The 16,345-nt window shown below is 59.7% G+C and carries 15 protein-coding genes; 6 read left to right on the top strand and 9 right to left on the bottom strand.

The genetic code is table 11. From position 1 onward, the window contains the following. The 4 genes from ACRXB1_RS13295 to ACRXB1_RS13310 all read right to left on the bottom strand — a co-directional run. Positions 1-1,052 (bottom strand): FGGY family carbohydrate kinase (locus ACRXB1_RS13295; RefSeq protein ID WP_449492252.1); only part of this gene is annotated, 1,052 nt, incomplete at its 3' end. A 297-nt stretch (positions 1,053-1,349) separates the two neighbouring features. Next, positions 1,350-2,666, bottom strand: coding sequence for a chloride channel protein (locus ACRXB1_RS13300; RefSeq protein ID WP_449492253.1), 1,317 nt, complete (start codon positions 2,664-2,666; stop codon positions 1,350-1,352). 213 nt (positions 2,667-2,879) lie between these two features. Continuing rightward, positions 2,880-3,338 carry a hypothetical protein gene (locus ACRXB1_RS13305; RefSeq protein WP_174363901.1) on the bottom strand — a complete coding sequence of 153 codons (459 nt, stop codon included), beginning with the start codon at positions 3,336-3,338 and terminating at the stop codon, positions 2,880-2,882. Positions 3,339-3,724: 386 nt separating this feature from the next. After that, a complete protein-coding gene (locus ACRXB1_RS13310) occupies positions 3,725-4,450 on the bottom strand; it encodes a GntR family transcriptional regulator (protein WP_449492254.1) in 726 nt (241 codons plus the stop codon). 259 nt (positions 4,451-4,709) lie between these two features. Between ACRXB1_RS13310 and ACRXB1_RS13315 the strand changes: the two genes are divergently transcribed. From ACRXB1_RS13315 to ACRXB1_RS13330, 4 genes are all read left to right on the top strand, one after another. Further along, positions 4,710-6,050: a cation:dicarboxylate symporter family transporter gene (locus ACRXB1_RS13315; protein ID WP_449492255.1), complete on the top strand. Its 1,341-nt coding sequence runs from the start codon at positions 4,710-4,712 to the stop codon at positions 6,048-6,050. Positions 6,051-6,071: 21 nt separating this feature from the next. Continuing rightward, positions 6,072-7,247 (top strand): enolase C-terminal domain-like protein, encoded by a 1,176-nt coding sequence (locus ACRXB1_RS13320; RefSeq protein ID WP_062002050.1) that lies wholly within the window; start codon positions 6,072-6,074, stop codon positions 7,245-7,247. Between the two features lie 11 nt (positions 7,248-7,258). Next, positions 7,259-8,611, top strand: coding sequence for a class-II fumarase/aspartase family protein (locus ACRXB1_RS13325; protein ID WP_449492256.1), 1,353 nt, complete (start codon positions 7,259-7,261; stop codon positions 8,609-8,611). A gap of 147 nt (positions 8,612-8,758) precedes the next feature. Beyond that, entirely contained in the window at positions 8,759-9,223 is a 465-nt protein-coding gene (locus tag ACRXB1_RS13330; RefSeq protein WP_256927606.1) for a hypothetical protein, read from the top strand. A gap of 67 nt (positions 9,224-9,290) precedes the next feature. Here the strand turns inward: ACRXB1_RS13330 and ACRXB1_RS13335 are convergent, their stop codons facing one another. Next, entirely contained in the window at positions 9,291-10,490 is a 1,200-nt protein-coding gene (locus tag ACRXB1_RS13335; RefSeq protein WP_449492257.1) for a cytochrome P450, read from the bottom strand. A gap of 144 nt (positions 10,491-10,634) precedes the next feature. Continuing rightward, positions 10,635-11,588, bottom strand: coding sequence for a LysR family transcriptional regulator (locus ACRXB1_RS13340; protein ID WP_449492258.1), 954 nt, complete (start codon positions 11,586-11,588; stop codon positions 10,635-10,637). A gap of 112 nt (positions 11,589-11,700) precedes the next feature. On the opposite strand from ACRXB1_RS13340, the gene ACRXB1_RS13345 reads away from it, so the two are divergent. Next, positions 11,701-12,126 (top strand): VOC family protein, encoded by a 426-nt coding sequence (locus tag ACRXB1_RS13345; RefSeq protein ID WP_062002046.1) that lies wholly within the window; start codon positions 11,701-11,703, stop codon positions 12,124-12,126. A gap of 126 nt (positions 12,127-12,252) precedes the next feature. Further along, entirely contained in the window at positions 12,253-13,386 is a 1,134-nt protein-coding gene (locus tag ACRXB1_RS13350; protein ID WP_449492259.1) for an acyltransferase family protein, read from the top strand. A gap of 31 nt (positions 13,387-13,417) precedes the next feature. Here ACRXB1_RS13350 and ACRXB1_RS13355 read toward each other — a convergent pair whose 3' ends face one another. From ACRXB1_RS13355 to ACRXB1_RS13365, 3 genes are all read right to left on the bottom strand, one after another. Beyond that, positions 13,418-14,497: a nucleoside hydrolase gene (locus ACRXB1_RS13355; RefSeq protein WP_236873628.1), complete on the bottom strand. Its 1,080-nt coding sequence runs from the start codon at positions 14,495-14,497 to the stop codon at positions 13,418-13,420. 153 nt (positions 14,498-14,650) lie between these two features. After that, entirely contained in the window at positions 14,651-15,583 is a 933-nt protein-coding gene (gene rbsK, locus ACRXB1_RS13360) for a ribokinase (protein WP_086381013.1), read from the bottom strand. 122 nt (positions 15,584-15,705) lie between these two features. After that, positions 15,706-16,345: ABC transporter permease (locus tag ACRXB1_RS13365; RefSeq protein ID WP_449492260.1), on the bottom strand; the 640-nt coding region annotated here is incomplete at its 5' end.

The following is a 16,345-nucleotide window of genomic DNA, read 5'->3' on the forward strand; positions in this document are numbered from 1 at the left end:
CCAAGGCCGGCGAATGCGGGCACGAGATACACGCCGTCGCTGTGCGGGACGCTGCGCGCGAGCGTTTCGATTTCCTTCGCAGTCTTGATGATGCCCAGGCCGTCGCGCAGCCACTGCACCACCGCGCCACCGATGAAAATGCTGCCTTCCAGCGCGTAGTCGACCTTGTCGCCGATCTGCCACGCAATGGTCGTGACGAGGTTGTTGCTCGATTCGATGGGTTTGTCGCCCGTGTTCATCACGAGGAAACAGCCTGTGCCGTAAGTGTTCTTCACCATGCCGGACTGCGTGCACATCTGGCCGAAGAGGGCAGCGTGCTGGTCCCCGGCAATGCCGGCCAGCGGAATCTTCGAGGCAAACATCGTTGTCTTCGTCGGCCCATAGACTTCCGACGATGACCGCACCTCCGGCAACATGCTGCGCGGAATATCAAGTGCATCGAGCAGCTCGTCGTCCCACTTGAGCGTATGGATGTTGAACAGCATGGTGCGCGATGCGTTCGTCACATCGGTGATATGCAGCGCGTGTTTGGTGAAGTTCCAGACGAGCCAGCTATCCACCGTGCCAAACGCCAGACGTCCGTTCCGGGCTTTCTCGCGCGCGCCTTCCACGTTGTCGAGGATCCAGCGGATCTTGGTCGCCGAGAAATATGAATCGATCGGCAGTCCGGTCTTTGCGCGAACCTTTTCTTCGAGACCCTGCGCCTTGAGCTGATCGCAGAGATCGGCGGTGCGGCGATCCTGCCATACGATCGCGTTATAGATCGGATGACCCGTTTCGCGGTCCCAGACAATGGTCGTCTCGCGCTGATTGGTGATGCCGATAGACGCAATCGACGCCCCGTTGAGCCCTGCACGCGTCACGGCCTCCGCGGCAACGCCTGCCTGCGTGGACCAGATTTCCTGCGGATCGTGTTCGACCCAGCCCGGCTGGGGATAGATCTGCGCGAATTCCTTTTGCGCGACTGAAACCACGCTTCCCTGGCGATCGAACACCATGGCGCGTGAGCTTGTCGTGCCCTGATCGAGCGCGAGGATGTATTGCTCCTGCATTGTCTTCTCCACTTTCCTGGACGAATCGCCTAGTCTTCCCGGCGATATTGACGGCCTCTTGTTTTAACCATCGGTTCGGGGCGGACCGCGTTCCGACACCGTGGTTTCCCAGTATCTGTCAATAAAAGAAAACTTATCGAACCGATAATGTTCGAATTCGAATGCTAATGAACAGATTCGAAAATGTAAAGGCACATTTGGTGACATCGCTCAAGCACAGACGCCAAAAAACAGAACGCCGGCCACATGAGCATGCGGGCCGGCGTATGCGGCGAGTACTGTCGGGTCAAAAGCTATTCAGGCACGTTCGGCTTCGACCTCAACTGTCGACGCTGCGCGCACGCGCGTTTTCATTTTCGTTTCGAGCAGCCGGTTGACTGCAATCGAACCGGCGACAGCGCATAGCATCGGCACGATGAAATCGTGATCGATGCGCGTGAATTCGACCATGAGGACGAGGGCGGTGATCGGCATGTTCATCGATGAAGCCAGGAAGGCCGTCGCACCCACCAACGCAAATGCGCCCATGGGGGTGCCGGGCCACATGAGCGTCCATGCACCGCCCAGCACGATAGCGAGCAATGCCCCGTTGGACATGCCCGGCGTCAGCAGACCGCCTTGAGCGCCTGCCCGCAGGCTGCTCGTGGTGATGGCCACCTTGATCAACAGCAGCGTCGCAGCGAGTCCGATGGTCAGCTCATTGCTGAACCCCAGTTGCGCGGGCGTCTTGCCGTTGCCGAGAATCTGCGGAAACAAGACTGCCAGCAGGCCGACGACAAGAAAGTTGGCTATCGATAAAACGGGCAACGTCCGCCCCTTCGGCGCGGCCGCGCGTGCACGACCGGTCAACTGGACGAAGGCGAACGCAGCGACGCCGAACACCGGTCCCATCGCGATGGACCATATGACCAAATTCGCGCTCAGCGCGAAATGCGGGACGACGTATTGCGACTCGTCGCCCAGTCCCAGCCACGCGACAACGGCGGCAATGACGGACGAGGCCAGCGCGGGAATCACCACGCGCAACTCGAACGAACGGAGCAGGACTTCGAGCACGAAGATCGCGCCGCCAAGCGGCACGTTATAGACCGCGGCAAGCCCGGCGCCTGCGCCGCAAGCCACCATCAGGCGCGTTTGTTCCAAGCTCAGGCCGGCGTAATGCGACAGCCAGCCTGCTATCAGCGAACCGATCTCGCGCGGCGCGACTTCACGTCCGAGCGGCGAGCCGAGCGCCACGGTAACGATCTGCAAAAGCGCATGCGCGGTGGTGGTCACGGGCGGCATGAGCGGATCTCCGGACGTGATCGCCTTCTTGATGCTGACGAGCGGCCGGCCGTATCGGTACACCACGAGCCAGCCGAATCCCGCGATCGCGCCGCATGCAAGCAATACGGCAATGCGCCGCTCGGCTGATGCCGCGGCCACGCCTTCGTAGAAGCTTTCGTGTCCGACCAGATGCGCGACGCTGTATCCGTACGCCAGATGCTGGATGAGGTGGAGCAGAAGGGCGAGTGCCATGCCGCCCAGTCCGGCGCCGATGCCGGTGAACACGGTGACCGTTGCAAGCCGGAAGAGCGGGATTGCCGGGGCAGGGCGGGAGGATGGAGCGTGCATCGAAAGAGCCGTGAATTCGAGACATGCGGCCGCCGCAAAGTTGCAAAGCCGGCTGTGCTCGCACTAATCGAGAAATAACAATTAGCGTGAACCCGAATCTACCGGCTCAGAAGTAAGTCGTCAAATTCATTTGTTGTATCGATTGATGTGTCAAACGCATGATGTCCTTGGGCCGCAATCATGGCCGGGCGCCAGCGCGAGTGGCAGATCAAGTCAGGCTCGCGATCGTCCGACAAACGCAGCGAGCGCCAGGCCGGCGCCTAGCGCGGCATAGATCGGCAAGAACGAGCGCTGCGGGACATGCGCTTCAAAGCCGGGCGTCACGCGTTCCGGCACGACGTGATAATCGACTACGTACGCAAGCGCAGCCGTCGCTGCAGCGGTCCCGACGATGCGTGCCGGCGAAGCCTTGCGTCCGAGCAATGCCTCGAATGCCAGGCCCCAGAATACGCCGCTTCCCCAGTGGATAAAAACGCCTGCGCCGGTGAGGCGAAAACTTGGCCGCTCGTCGAGCATTGCTTCGCCGGGCCATATGCAATGCGCAACCGCGTTGATGGGTGCAATCGCGCTCGACCCATTATTGACGGCCTCGCGCGACACGACGGCAGCAGACGTGGCCGCGGCCATTGAACCGGACCAGAATGCCCGGCGGACAATTGAAAAGACGTTCATGGTTTCCTGTTGGCGGACGTGTCCTGTCCGCAGATTGGTTCTGTCATTAAAAGGCTCAAACAGAACGGCCCGAAGGCGATCTGCAAGATCGCTCCCGGTCATCCTCACGCCCACTTCCGGTTCGTCCTATACCGCGGCGTCTGGATCTCATCGGCTTGCACACCGTTTGAGACAAGAGCAGACGCCGAAGCGATCAGATGTCCCGTCCGTGCAATGCAGGTGCGTCCAGTGTTGAGCAAACGCTATGCCGCGGATGGATTGCGTCGCATGCTTTTGGTGAGAAGAGGGTCCCGGGCAAAGACCTCCCGCGCCGGTGCGGGTGATGGGATGTATCGGCGGAAGTATCAGACCTTCCGATCCCGGCGCAGGGTTGTCGCGTCGCGTGTTCAGTCGTGACGCGTCAGCCGTAATGCGTAGGTGAACCGGTCGGCGGGAAATACACTGATGGTCGCTTCGAACACTAATTCACGCTGATCGACGTAATGACGCACGATCTCGAGCGCGTGCGAATCCGCCGCGACGGCAAGCGTTCCGGCAACCCTTTCGGGCACGCCGACCGCGCGAATCTCCTGGCGCACTTCGCGGACCGCGCGTCCACAGCGCTCCTCGACCATCTCGCAGATCAACCCGGTGTTCTTGCGTAACTCGCGCCTGATCGCAGCACCGGCGACCGGATCCAGATAGACCTCGGTCCAGCAGATCGGCTGCTCCGGTTTGGCGGGGTCGACCCGCAACATTTCGATGCGCAACCATCGCGAGCCCACTTCCACACCGATATGCGCGGCAAGCGAAGGACTTGCCGAGATCTCGCCGATAGACTGGACGTGCCGCTCAGTAACCACCGCAAACTGCATCAGGTCTTCGACATTCGACATCGACTGTTCGAACGCCACGCGCGGCTTCGAAGCTTCGACGCGAATACCCGCGCGCTTGCGTCGCGAGATGAGACCGAGATCCTGCACCTTCTGCAGCGCCGAGCGCACGGTCGCGCGGCTGACGCCGTACTGCGCGGAGAGGTCCATTTCACTCGGTAACGCCGCGCCGACAGCGAACGTCCCATTGCCGATCGCTTCGATCAATTGATCTGCCAGTTCGACATAGCGCGGTTTCATAAACCTTTCCTGTAATTACTATTGTTCAAAGCATGGCCTGGGGAAGCCGAGCGCGACATCGTATCTTGGTGCGCGGCGGGTTGCCAAGGCAGCGCAGTTGAGAACGCACAGATCCGGACGGTCATTCGCGTAAACCCGAAATTGACGTGTTTCCACTTACGCCAATATAGTCCGTACATATTGAAAATGTACGGACTTATAAGCGGATCGTCGTGATATGTCCGAGCGCCACGATCCGCACGAAAAAACGGAGACCGAAATGGCTGTTCAAACGAATGTGTCGCACCCCACGGACAGTGAGGCCGCGAGCGCGAAACCTCGTCAGCCGTTCTATGCGCGGCTGGGGTTTCAGATTGTCGTGGGCATCGTGCTTGGTCTCGCGCTGGGTTTTATCGCGCCGCATCTCGCCGTGCAGATGAAAATCCTCGGCGATATCTTCCTGCGGCTCATCAAGATGATCGTTGCGCCGCTCGTGTTTCTGAACGTCGTGCTCGGCATTGCGGCGGCCGGCGACCTGAAGAACGTCGGACGGATCGGTTTGCGTGCACTGATCTACTTCGAGATCGTCTCGACCATCGCGCTCATCATCAGCATGGTGATTGCGAATCTCTCCGGTGTCGGCGCGGGCATGCATCTTGTGCAGAGCCCGGAAGCTGCAGCGGCCGCGCACGAGACGTATGGCAAGGCTGCACACGTGTCGTTCGAGCATTTCCTGTTGACGCTCTTCCCCGACAACTTCGTCGGCGCGTTTGCCAACGGTTCGCTGCTGCAAGTCCTGGTGATCTCCATTGGCTTTGGCGCCGCCGTGCTCATGCTGAACACCGAGCAGCGCGCAAGCGTTGAGCATGCGTTATCGCGGATGTCCGACTGCTTTTTCAAGTTCGTCGATGTGATCATGAAGTTCGCCCCGCTCGGCGCATTCGGTTCGATCGCGTTTGCGATCGGCAGCAGCGGCATGAGCGCGGTGATCTCGCTCGGCTATTTGCTGATCGTGATGTATCTGTCGCTCGCGTTTTTCGTGGTCGTCGTGCTCGGCCTCGTGTTGCGGCTCTACGGCTTCAACGTGTTCCGTTTCCTGCGTTACTTCAAGGAAGAGATCTTTTTGTTGTTCGCCACGGCTTCTTCAGAAAGCGCATTGCCGCGGCTCTTCGAAAAACTCGAGAAACTCGGCTGTTCGCGCCAGTCGGTCGGAATGGTCTTGCCGACAGGTTACGCGTTCAATCTCGACGGCACGGCCGTGTACATGTCGCTATGCGTGATGTTCCTCGCGAATGCGTATGGCGTGCCGCTCGACCTGCACCAGCAGTTCGGGTTGCTGTTGCTGATGTTGCTGACATCCAAGGGGGCGGCGACCGTTTCGGGCGGCACGTTCATCGTGTTTGCAGCGACGGTCACCGCATCGGGCCTCTTGCCTATAGAAGGATTGCCCATCCTGTTCGGGATCAACCGGTTCACATCGCAAGCGGTTTCGATCTGCAACTCAATGGGCAACAGCGTGGCGACGCTCGTCATTGCAAAGTCCACGGGCGAATTCGATGAAAGCGCTGCGCGCAGCGAGTACACGCGCGTGTTTGGATCGAGCGCCGGCAAGGTTATCTGAAGCTAAATCGAGGAAACATTCATGCGCATTACCGCGATAAGGGAAATCTCCGTCCCGCTGGAAGGAAACGTAGCGAACGCGCTCGTCAGCTTCGCCGAGCACGACGTGTCGCTGGTCGCGCTGGAAACGGATGTGATCCGTAATGGCCGGCCGGTCACCGGCTACGCATTCGATTCCATCGGCCGATACGCGCAAGGCGGCATCCTGCGCGACCGGATGATCCCGCGCCTGAAGACAGCAGCGGCTGCGGCGCCCGAGTCCCTGCTCGACGCCACAGGCGAGCACTTCGATGCCGCCAGGGTCCTGCAAACCATCCTCCGCAACGAGAAGCCCGGAGGACACGGTGACCGCGCGGCGGCCGCCGGTGCGATCGAACTGGCGGTGTGGGACTTGAACGCCAAGCTCGCCGATGAACCCGCGTATGTCACCATCGCGCGGCATTTCGGGCGGCAAGGCAAGCGTGAAGGCGTGAATGTGTACGCGGCGGGCGGTTACTACTACCCGGAAGAAAGCACGCAGCGTCTCGCCGATGAATTCCGCGGTTATCGCGAACTCGGTTTCGATGCATTCAAGATGAAGATAGGCGGTGCGACGCTTGCTCAGGACATGGTTCGCATAGAGGCCGCATTGACGGTCGCGGGAGAGGGACAACGTCTTGCAGTCGATGCCAACGGACGCTTCGATCTCGACACGGCGCTCGCATATGCAAAGGCCATCGCGCCGTACGATTTGCGCTGGTACGAAGAGATCGGCGATCCGCTCGACTACGAATTGAACAGTCAAGTTGCGCAAGTCTATGAAGGACGTATCGCGACTGGCGAGAATCTGTTTTCCGTGCCGGACGTGCGGAACCTGCTGCGTTTTGGCGGCATGCGAAAGGGCAAGGACATCTTTCAGATGGATCCCGGGCTTGCTTATGGACTGACTGAATACGCACGCATGATCGAAGTGATGGAAAGCCATGGATTTGACCGCGCTGAAGCGTTCCCGCATGGCGGTCACCTGATCAACTTGCACATTGCAGTGGGGCTCGAGCTCGGTGGATGCGAAGCGTATCCCGGCGTATTCCAGCCGTTTGGCGGATATCCGGCGGGTTGCGGCGTGGGCGGCGGACTCGTGCGCCCGACTGACGCAGCCGGCTTCGGACTCGAAGAAAAAGAAGCGCTGCGACCGTGGCTCGCGCGCCTGGATCATTAAAAGGAACCCTGATGTCTACCACCGTATTCGACTCTGCTCTCTTTCGCGACATGTTCGGCACGCCCGAAATGCGCGACGTGTTTTCGGATATCGCATACCTTGCGCTTTGTATCGATGCAGAAACGGCGCTTGCTCGTGCGCAGGCCAAAGCCGGTCTGATTCCCGCAGAAGCCGCGCGAGACATTACTGCGCGCGCCGACTTTTCACGGCTTGATCTGGAAGCGTTGCGCCACGAAACGGAGATCGTCGGATACCCGATCCTGCCGCTCGTCAAGCAAGTCAGTGAAATGTGCGGTGACGCGGGCGGTTATCTGCATTGGGGCGCGACCACGCAGGACATCATGGACACCGCGACCATGCTGCAATGCGCGCAAGGCGTGGCCATCATTGAACGTCAGCTCGACGAAGTGCGCGGCGCATTGCGCGATCTCGCGAACGAGCATGCCGACACGGTGACGGCCGGCCGCACGCATCTGCAACATGCGCTGCCTGTCACCTTCGGCTTTCGCGCAGCGGTATGGCTGTCAGCATTGAACCGTCACGCCGAGCGTCTTGCGCAAGCAAAACCGCGGGCGCTGATGGTGCAGTTCGGCGGCGCGGCGGGCACGCTGGCATCGCTTAACGATCCCGAGCGGGCGCTCGAAACGCGTCGCTTGTTTGCGGCCGAATTGAATCTTCGCGATCCGGAGATCACCTGGCATGTCGCACGCGATGGCTTGTGCGAACTGGTATCGCTGCTCGCGAGCATTGGTGGATCGCTCGGAAAGATCGCGCTCGACGTGATGATGATGGCCGCGTCCGAATTCGGCGAAGTGGCCGAGCCCTTCGTGCCGGGACGCGGTGCAAGTTCAACCATGCCGCAAAAGCGTAATCCCATATCCAGCGAGTTGATGTTCGCGGCCGCAAAGATGCTGCGTGAACGCGCCGCGTTGATGCTTGACGGCATGATGCACGACTTCGAACGCGCAACCGGTCCGTGGCATCTCGAATGGAGCGCGGTACCCGAAAGTTTCCTGCTTTGCGCCAGCGCGTTGCATCAGGCGAACTTCATGTTGCGTGGACTGGTGGTCGATGCCGCGAAGATGCGAAAGAACCTGGACCTGACGGGCGGTTTGATCGTGGCGGAAGCGGTGATGATGGGCCTCGCGCCAAGCATTGGCCGGCAGCATGCGCACGACGTGGTGTACGACGCGTGCCGCATCGCGATTGAAAACAACCGCACGCTTTTTGATGTGCTGATGGAGGACTCCGGGATACGCGGTGCATTCGGCGAAGCGCGCCTGCGTGAACTCACGGACCCGGCGAATTACCTTGGCGCTGCGGCGATCATGGCCCGTTCGGTGGCCAATGCCACAAGCGTGTAATGTTGTGTGAGATACGTCCGGAATAATAAAGCGCGGTCGCCCGTTTAATCCATGTAAGCCCGGCACGAGCAGCATTCGCCAAAGCGTCATCGAGGCGCTTGCGGAGCTGCGCGTTACCCGCCGGCATCATTGCTGGAGACAACGATCATGCGTAAAGCGTTTTGCCGCAGGATGGTTCATGCTGTATTCATGTGCACGGGTTTTGCGGCGTCGGCGCCGCTCTTTGCGCAAGGTTACGACGACTCGATTTCGTCCGATGCGCAATCCAACTGCCGCGCCATCGCCGGGCAGGCGGAGATAGACGGCACGATGCAGCAAATCGTCGGAAGGGCATGTCTGCAAAGCGATGGCACGTGGCGCATTGTCCAGAGCGATGACGGAAGCGTGCTGACCTACCCGATAGCTGATTATCCTTACGCGGACCCGTGGTATTTGGGGCCACCCTTGTTTATCGGTGTGGGCGTCGGCTTTATTTTTGTTGACCGTTTCCACCATTTCCATCGATACAGCCATTTCAACCAGATGAACCACTATCACGTACGCGGTGGTTACGCCGGTGGTTTTCACGGCGGCGGTCATATGTATGGACATGGAGGAACGGGACATCGTTGAGCACGCGTCGTGTTCTTGGCGCTTGCGATGCGCTATTTTCCTGTAATGGGGAAATAGCGCATTCTCTTTAGTAACTAGCCTTTAATGATTCCACGCCGCGAAGGGTATTGCGTTGCCGCCATTGCAGCGCGTCGAGATTGGGGATGCGCAAATCCGGCAGCCGAGAGACAAGCGTGCCCAGCCCAATTTCCAGTTCGAGCGTAGCGAGTCTTGCGCCGAGACAGTGATGAATACCCGCGGCGAACGACAGCAACTTGCCTTGAAGCGGACGCTCGATATCCAGTTGATCAGGTTGGCTATATTGCCCAGGATCACGATTGGCCGAACCCACCATCATGAACACGATGGTGCCGCGTGCAAGCGCTACGCCTTCCACTTCCACGTCTTCAAGCGCAGTACGCACGATCATCTGCACCGAACTGTCGAAGCGCAGGCATTCGCTGACAGCCCTGGAAACCAGCGATGGATCGCGTTGCAGCAACTCAAGCTGCTGCGGCTGACGATGCAGCGCAATCAACGCATTTCCCAGCATGTTCGATGTCGTCTCGTGCCCGGCCACAAAAAGCAGCAACACGTTCGATATGATTTCATCGTCGTTGAGGGATTCACCTGCTTCCTCTGCACGGACCAGTGCGGAGATGAGGTCGCCGCCCGGTTTCAAGCGCCTTTGTTCGACGACGCCCGCGAAATAGCGCTGCAGGGTGAGGGTCGCTTCGTTTGCCGCGGCGAGGCGCTCGGCGTCCATGGGCGCGCTGTCTAGCGCATTGCCCAGGTGACTCGCCGCTGAGCCCAGCCTCACGCCGTCTTGCACGGGTACGTCGAGCAGGCGGCAAATGATATTCACGGGCAGCGGCAACAGATAATCGCTGACCAGATCGAATTCCACACCGGGCTTGAGCGCGGCGATCAGATTATCCGCCGTGCTTTGCGCGATCTCTCGTAGCAGGTCGATCTGGCGTGCGTTGAAAGCTTTCATCAACAGGCTGCGCAGGCGCGTGTGCATGGGCGGATTCATCATCAGGAACATGCGGCTGAGCGCCTGGAACACAGGCTGGTCGCGTCCGCTTTCGCCGTATCGTGCGGCAACGCTCTGCATATAGGTCTTGCCCATGCGCCGGTCGTGAAGCAGCGCTTCGATGATCGCGAAGCGGCCCGTCAGCACCACGTTGGGCGCAAGCGGAACGAGCGCGCCTTCGGCGCGAAGCTGCTCGTAGAACGGGTAAGGATTCTCGAAGAAAGCGGGGGAGGACAGGTCGCTGAATTTCATGTGGGGCGTTCGTCAGAATGTTGGGAAGGCGTACCCCCTTGATAACACCCGTGACACGGACTTATTCCTTCAACGCAAGCGAAGACCGCGCGCCGCCCCACGTGGCGAGATGCTTGAGCAAGCGTTGTCGTGGACCCGCTGTAACTACGCGTCAGCCCGATTTATTCTGGGCCGACGCGCTGTGACGCCCTGACGAGACGCGACAGGTGCATCGTCCATTTTTGCTGCATCGGACCGGCGCATCCGCGCTTCGTTCTGAAGGTTCTCGACAAGCGCTCGCGTCGTCGCCCGCTCCATCACGGCTTTCCTCACCAGCAGGCCGAGCTTGCGGCTTACCGGCTGGCCCGGGAGCGTCAGGCGCTGCACTGAAGACATACCTCGGAGCATCAGCAAATCACCCGGCACGACGGACCAGCCCAAACCTTCCGCGACCATCTGCGCAATCACCGCGGGTTCATCGAGTTCGATTCCCTCTCGCACCATCAGTTTTTGTCGCCGCAAGAACGTATTGACGAGGCCGCCGCCATAGGAGCGTCGGTCGTAGCGAATAAACGGCAGATCGAGCGCCCACTCTCTTAGCGATCCCATGGCCGCCTTTGGCGCTACGGCAACGTAGACATCGTCCAGTAATGGAATCCAGACAAGGTTGGCGGGAATGCCGAAATTCGGCTTGATCATGGCCGCGATGTCGAGTTCGCCCGCGTCGACTTGCGCCAGCAATTGAATGGACGTGCCCGGAGTGATCTGAATCTGCGTCGCCGGGCAACTCTCAAAAAAGCCTCCCAAGGCCTTGGGAAGCAGGCCGGATTGAACGGTGGAAATGGCGCCGAGATTGATTGTCGATACCTGTGGCGCCGCGCCCGCCTTCATGTCGTCATAGCGCGCAACCAGGTCGCGTGCGTGACTAACGAGCGCCCGCCCACGTTCACTCAATTGCACCGCTTTCCCGCTGCGCTCGAACAGCAGGCACCCGAGATCTGATTCCAGCCGCTTGATCTGCATGCTGACCGCCGATTGCGTCAGGCCCAGCCGTTCGCCGGCACTGGAAAACGAGCCTGTTTCGGCGGCGGTGAGGAAGGTGGCGAGGTAGCGGAGCATGATGAAAATAATTGATGCTTAGACCTTAAAATATGCGTTTCTCATTCGATATTCTTTATCTTAGCATCATCAACATTGCTCAAGTTCTGAATAACCACCCCCAAGGCGTTCAATGACCACAACCGCGTTGTTCCACCTCGCATTCCCCGTCAACAGTATCTCGAAGGCCCGGGAGTTCTACGGCGAATTGCTGGGCTGCCCCGAAGGGCGGAGCTCGGAGAGCTGGGTAGACTTCGATTTCTACGGGCATCAGATCGTCGCGCATCTTTCGCCGGAAGAGACCGGCCACAAGTCAACGAGCGAAGTCGATGGCCACGACGTGCCCGTCCGCCATTTCGGCGCCATCTTGCCAATGCGCGAATGGAAGGCGCTGGCCGAGCGGCTTCGCGCGCAGGACGTCAAGTTCATCATTGAACCGCAGATCCGTTTCCAGGGTTTGCCCGGCGAACAGGCCACCATGTTTTTCCTCGATCCATGCGGGGGAAACGCGCTGGAATTCAAGGCGTTTGAAGATCAGGGCCAGGTGTTCGCAAAATAAGCATTCGCGTATCAAGCGCGTTTTATTTTCGCCAAAACCCGCGCTTTCGCATTAATTTTCGATTTATTTAGCGGGCACCATAGGGTCGCCAAGCGGGCTGGGGCACGCGGCGCACCCTATGGAACGATGACAACAGTCGCAAGAAGGCCATTGATTCCCGCGTTGACCGGCGTTCGCTTTCTCGCGGCATTGAGTGTTGCGCTGTACCACTTGTCGGATAGGGTGGCCGCGACCTCGGGAATCCCGACCCTGCATTTTTATGAAAATGCGGGCGATCCCGTGGAGCTGTTTTTCATCCTTTCGGGATTCATCCTGACCTACACGCACCCTGAAGTAAACGGTGCGGAACGACCTGCCATCCGGCAATTCTATTTTTCCCGGTTCGCGAAAATTTATCCGATCTACTTGCTGGGCTGGATCGTGTTCGCGCCGCTGATCTATTCGAATCTCGTCGCGCTGCATGGACACGGTGCGGGCACTTATGTCCGGCTGGCGTTTTACGGCTTCATGTCGCTTACGCTCCTGCAAGCGTGGACCACCAACACAGCCAATGCATGGAATACGCCGGGATGGTCGCTGTCCGCGGAGGCCGTGTTTTACGCGGCTTTTCCGTTCCTCTTCACGTATCTAAAGAACCGGCGTCTTGCAGCGCTTTCGGCAATGATCGCCGTATGCTGGGCGGGTTCGGTGATGCCGACGATGGCGCTTTCATTCTTGCCGCCTTCGCTGAAAAACGAGTTCTGGTCACGAGAACTGGTCAATTTTTTGCCGATACTGCGGATAGGAGAATTTATCGCGGGAATTTGTCTTGCGCGACTTTTCCTGAGCAGCACAAAGGAGAAATCGCTGCGCTTTGATCTTGGCGCGCTCGGCGCTTTGTTTGCGGCGATTACCGTGATCATCGTGGCGAATCATCTGAGTGCGAAGGTGCTGCTTTTCCCCGCCTTCATGCTGCTGCTCTATTGCCTGGCATGCGCCAAGGGACCGCTCAGCGGGCTGCTGGGCAGCAAGCCCATGGTCTTGCTGGGCGAAGCGAGCTTCGCGTTCTACATACTGCACGTACCGATGTTCAGATACGCGAAGATGGTGTTCCCCAACATCGCGACGTCGCCTGCACAATTCGCGGCGTTTCTGGCCGGCCTGGCTGCTGTATCGATTGTTTGTTTCCTGACCATAGAAAAGCCGCTGTGCGCTTATTTGCGTAACACGTATAAGCGCGCTCGTTCGCCGCGTGCGATAGGCCAGCCTGAACACGCATAGCGGTGTCAGGCGGCCACTCGGTTCCAGTCGATCAGGGCAGCGTCACCGGAACAGGACGCGTCAGCAGGTCGACGTAAAGGCTGAAGAACCGGTTGTTGTCGAACTGCGTCACGTATGCGATCTTTTGCGGAGATGCGCCTGTGGTCGGGGTCTGGTAGACCTTGACCTGACCTTGCGTCTCGCCGTTGCTTGTATCGATGTCGAGGTAGGCGCTCTTCGTCTGCGTCGCGTAAGTCGGGTCCGTGAAATAAGCGATCGTCAGGGTATCGAAGATATCAGTGTTCGTGCTGAACGCGTTTGCATTGGCGATTGCATAGGCCTTCGTCACGGCGGTCTGCTTGCTCGGATTGTTGGCGATCTGGTCGTAGACGCTTTCCGTGAGCGGAACGGTATTGGTGACATCCAGCGGAATCACCGTTTGCGGAATCGTCGTCTGCAATACCGTGCGCACCGCGAGCGGATCGAACCACCAGTTCAATTCGCCTACCGCGTTGGCGTTGCCCGCTACGGCCATCGCGCCACCCATATAGACGATCTGCTTGATCAACGGCGCGATCTCCGGCGCCTTCTGCAATGCAAGCGCAAGATTGGTCGGCGGTCCCACTTCGAGAATGGTGACTTGATTCGGATACTTCTTGATCGTATCGATCATGAAGTCGGACGCGTTTTCCGCTTGCAGCTTCGTGCTCGTTGCGAAGCCGTCCGGTGGCGCGACCAACTGCGAAGCCTGAGTGGGCTCCGCTCGCATCCACGCGCCGAAGTAACCATTCGGATTTGCCGCCTGTTGGGCGCGAATGCTCGCTACGTTGTACTGCAGCGGATAGTCCGCGCCTGCGTATACGCCTACGGTGTTTTGCACGCCCATGCGTTCGACTGCCTTGAGTGCATCGGCCTGTTCCTGAAGCAGCCAGTCGTTGCCCGTGACGACCGTCAGGCCCAGCAGGTTGACCTTGCCTTGCGCCATCAATTGCGTGGTCATGGCGAAAAGCTGGCCGTCGTCGCCCATGGTGTTGAAATCCGAATCCATGATGACCTTGGGCGCATTGGCCAAGGCTGACGAGTTGGAATTGCTGTCGCTGCCGCCGCACGCGGCGAGGACCATGGAGCTCATGAGGATTGCTATAGATCTTGAGTGCATTGCTGTTCCCATTCGAGTTGGTGGATAACGAACAACGACTGCAACATGGCGCCATGCGGCAGCTTTGCGTGGGCCGCCCGCGAAAGCAGGCGGGACGCTTCCGGCTGTGACCACAGCCGGAAAAAATCAGGCCGCGCTATCGACTTCCTGGCGCGTGGGGATCGACGGTTGCGCGCCTGCGCGCGTTACCGAAATGGCAGCGGCGCGCTGGGCAAGATCGATCGCAGCTTCCAGCGGCTGACGCGCTGCAAGCTGCGCGGCGAACACGCCAATAAAGGTATCGCCTGCGGCGGTCGTGTCGACTGCGTCGACCTTGGGCGCGGAGAAGTGCGTACCTTCGCCGCCTTCGGGCAACAAGTACGCACCTTGCGAACCCAGCGTCACGATCACGTTGCGAGCACCCGCGCGCTGCAATTCCTTGGCCGCGCGCCGTGCGCCGCTTTGCGATTCGACCGGCAAGCCGGCAAGGATCGCGGCTTCGACCTCGTTCGGAACCAGATAATCGACGAGTGGCAGCCAGTCGGCGGGCAGCGGGCCGGTTGCGGGCGCCGGATTCAACACCGTCAGCTTGCCGAATCGCTTGGCCGTCACCAGCGTTGCATACACCGAGTCCCAGGGGATCTCGAGCTGGCAGACCACGACGTCGGCTGATTTGATGACTGCTTCGTGCCGCTTGACCATCTCGGGCGTCACCTGCCCGTTGCTGCCGGCCACGACCACGATGGTGTTCTGGCCATCGTCGGCTACTGTCACCATGGCTACACCGGTCGGCAGCGACGGGTCGATCTCGATCGCACCGCAATCGATGCCTTCCACTTCGAGCCCAGCAAGCCGGACTTTGCCGTTGCCATCGGCGCCAACGCAACCGGCCATCGCAACGCGTCCGCCGATGCGAGCGGCCGCGACCGCCTGGTTGCCGCCTTTGCCGCCGGAGTGCTCGGAGAACTCGTGTCCGCCGATGGTTTCGCCCGGACGTGGCAGGTGAGGGGAGCGTGCGACCAGATCGGTATTGATGCTGCCGACAATCAGGACCAGGCCTTGTTTCGTATCTTTGGACATGTCTTTCTCCTGCTGGTGTATGCGTGGCGGCGTCTTTGAGACGCCTGACATGCACGCATACGCCCGTAATAATGAAGCGTTTAGCGCTTGCTCACCGAAGCGTTTTTTTAATCAAGCCGGGCTCAGATGACGCGGCGCTTGCTGCGGTACGTATCCAGCACGACAGCGACGACAATCACCGCGCCGGTGATGATCCGCTTGGTCGGTTCGTTCGCGCCGATCTGCGCCAGACCCGCCGCAAGCACGGAAATGATCAGGACGCCAAAGAACGTGCTGATGACCGAACCGCGGCCACCCATCAAGCTCGTTCCGCCGATAACCACCGCCGCGATTACTTGCAGTTCGATACCCGATCCCGCGTTAGGATCGGCGGCTTCGAGGCGCGAGATCTGGAACAGGGCGGCCAGGCCGGACAGCAGTCCCATCAACCCAAACACGATGACCTTGTAGGGCCGCGGATTGACACCTGCGAGCCGCACCGCTTCTTCGTTCGTACCGATCCCGACCAGATATCGGCCGAACACGGTGCGTGTCAACACGAGTTGTGCGACGATCATCACGGCGATTGCAATCAGGAACGACGGCGAAATACCGAAAGCGATCGGATTGGACAGGAAGTCGAACGCATCGCCAATGTAGGCCGTACGCGAGTTCGTCAATTGGTAGGCAAGACCGCGCGCCGCTTCGAGCACGCCGAGCGACACGATGAACGACGGAATGCGCCAGCCCACCGTCACCGCGCCGGTCACGCAGCCGGTCAGA

The organism is Caballeronia sp. M23-90 (assembly GCF_053574605.1).

Bases quoted from the DNA above. Each gene is read 5' to 3' on its own strand.
- ACRXB1_RS13330 (WP_256927606.1), top strand. From the start codon at position 8,759: ATGCGTAAAGCGTTTTGCCGCAGGATGGTTCATGCTGTATTCATGTGC.
- ACRXB1_RS13340 (WP_449492258.1), bottom strand. From the start codon at position 11,588: ATGCTCCGCTACCTCGCCACCTTCCTCACCGCCGCCGAAACAGGCTCG.
- ACRXB1_RS13320 (WP_062002050.1), top strand. From the start codon at position 6,072: ATGCGCATTACCGCGATAAGGGAAATCTCCGTCCCGCTGGAAGGAAAC.
- ACRXB1_RS13335 (WP_449492257.1), bottom strand. From the start codon at position 10,490: ATGAAATTCAGCGACCTGTCCTCCCCCGCTTTCTTCGAGAATCCTTAC.
- ACRXB1_RS13310 (WP_449492254.1), bottom strand. From the start codon at position 4,450: ATGAAACCGCGCTATGTCGAACTGGCAGATCAATTGATCGAAGCGATC.
- ACRXB1_RS13350 (WP_449492259.1), top strand. From the start codon at position 12,253: ATGACAACAGTCGCAAGAAGGCCATTGATTCCCGCGTTGACCGGCGTT.
- ACRXB1_RS13325 (WP_449492256.1), top strand. From the start codon at position 7,259: ATGTCTACCACCGTATTCGACTCTGCTCTCTTTCGCGACATGTTCGGC.
- ACRXB1_RS13305 (WP_174363901.1), bottom strand. From the start codon at position 3,338: ATGAACGTCTTTTCAATTGTCCGCCGGGCATTCTGGTCCGGTTCAATG.
- ACRXB1_RS13300 (WP_449492253.1), bottom strand. From the start codon at position 2,666: ATGCACGCTCCATCCTCCCGCCCTGCCCCGGCAATCCCGCTCTTCCGG.
- ACRXB1_RS13345 (WP_062002046.1), top strand. From the start codon at position 11,701: ATGACCACAACCGCGTTGTTCCACCTCGCATTCCCCGTCAACAGTATC.
- ACRXB1_RS13315 (WP_449492255.1), top strand. From the start codon at position 4,710: ATGGCTGTTCAAACGAATGTGTCGCACCCCACGGACAGTGAGGCCGCG.
- ACRXB1_RS13355 (WP_236873628.1), bottom strand. From the start codon at position 14,497: ATGAGCTCCATGGTCCTCGCCGCGTGCGGCGGCAGCGACAGCAATTCC.
- rbsK (WP_086381013.1), bottom strand. From the start codon at position 15,583: ATGTCCAAAGATACGAAACAAGGCCTGGTCCTGATTGTCGGCAGCATC.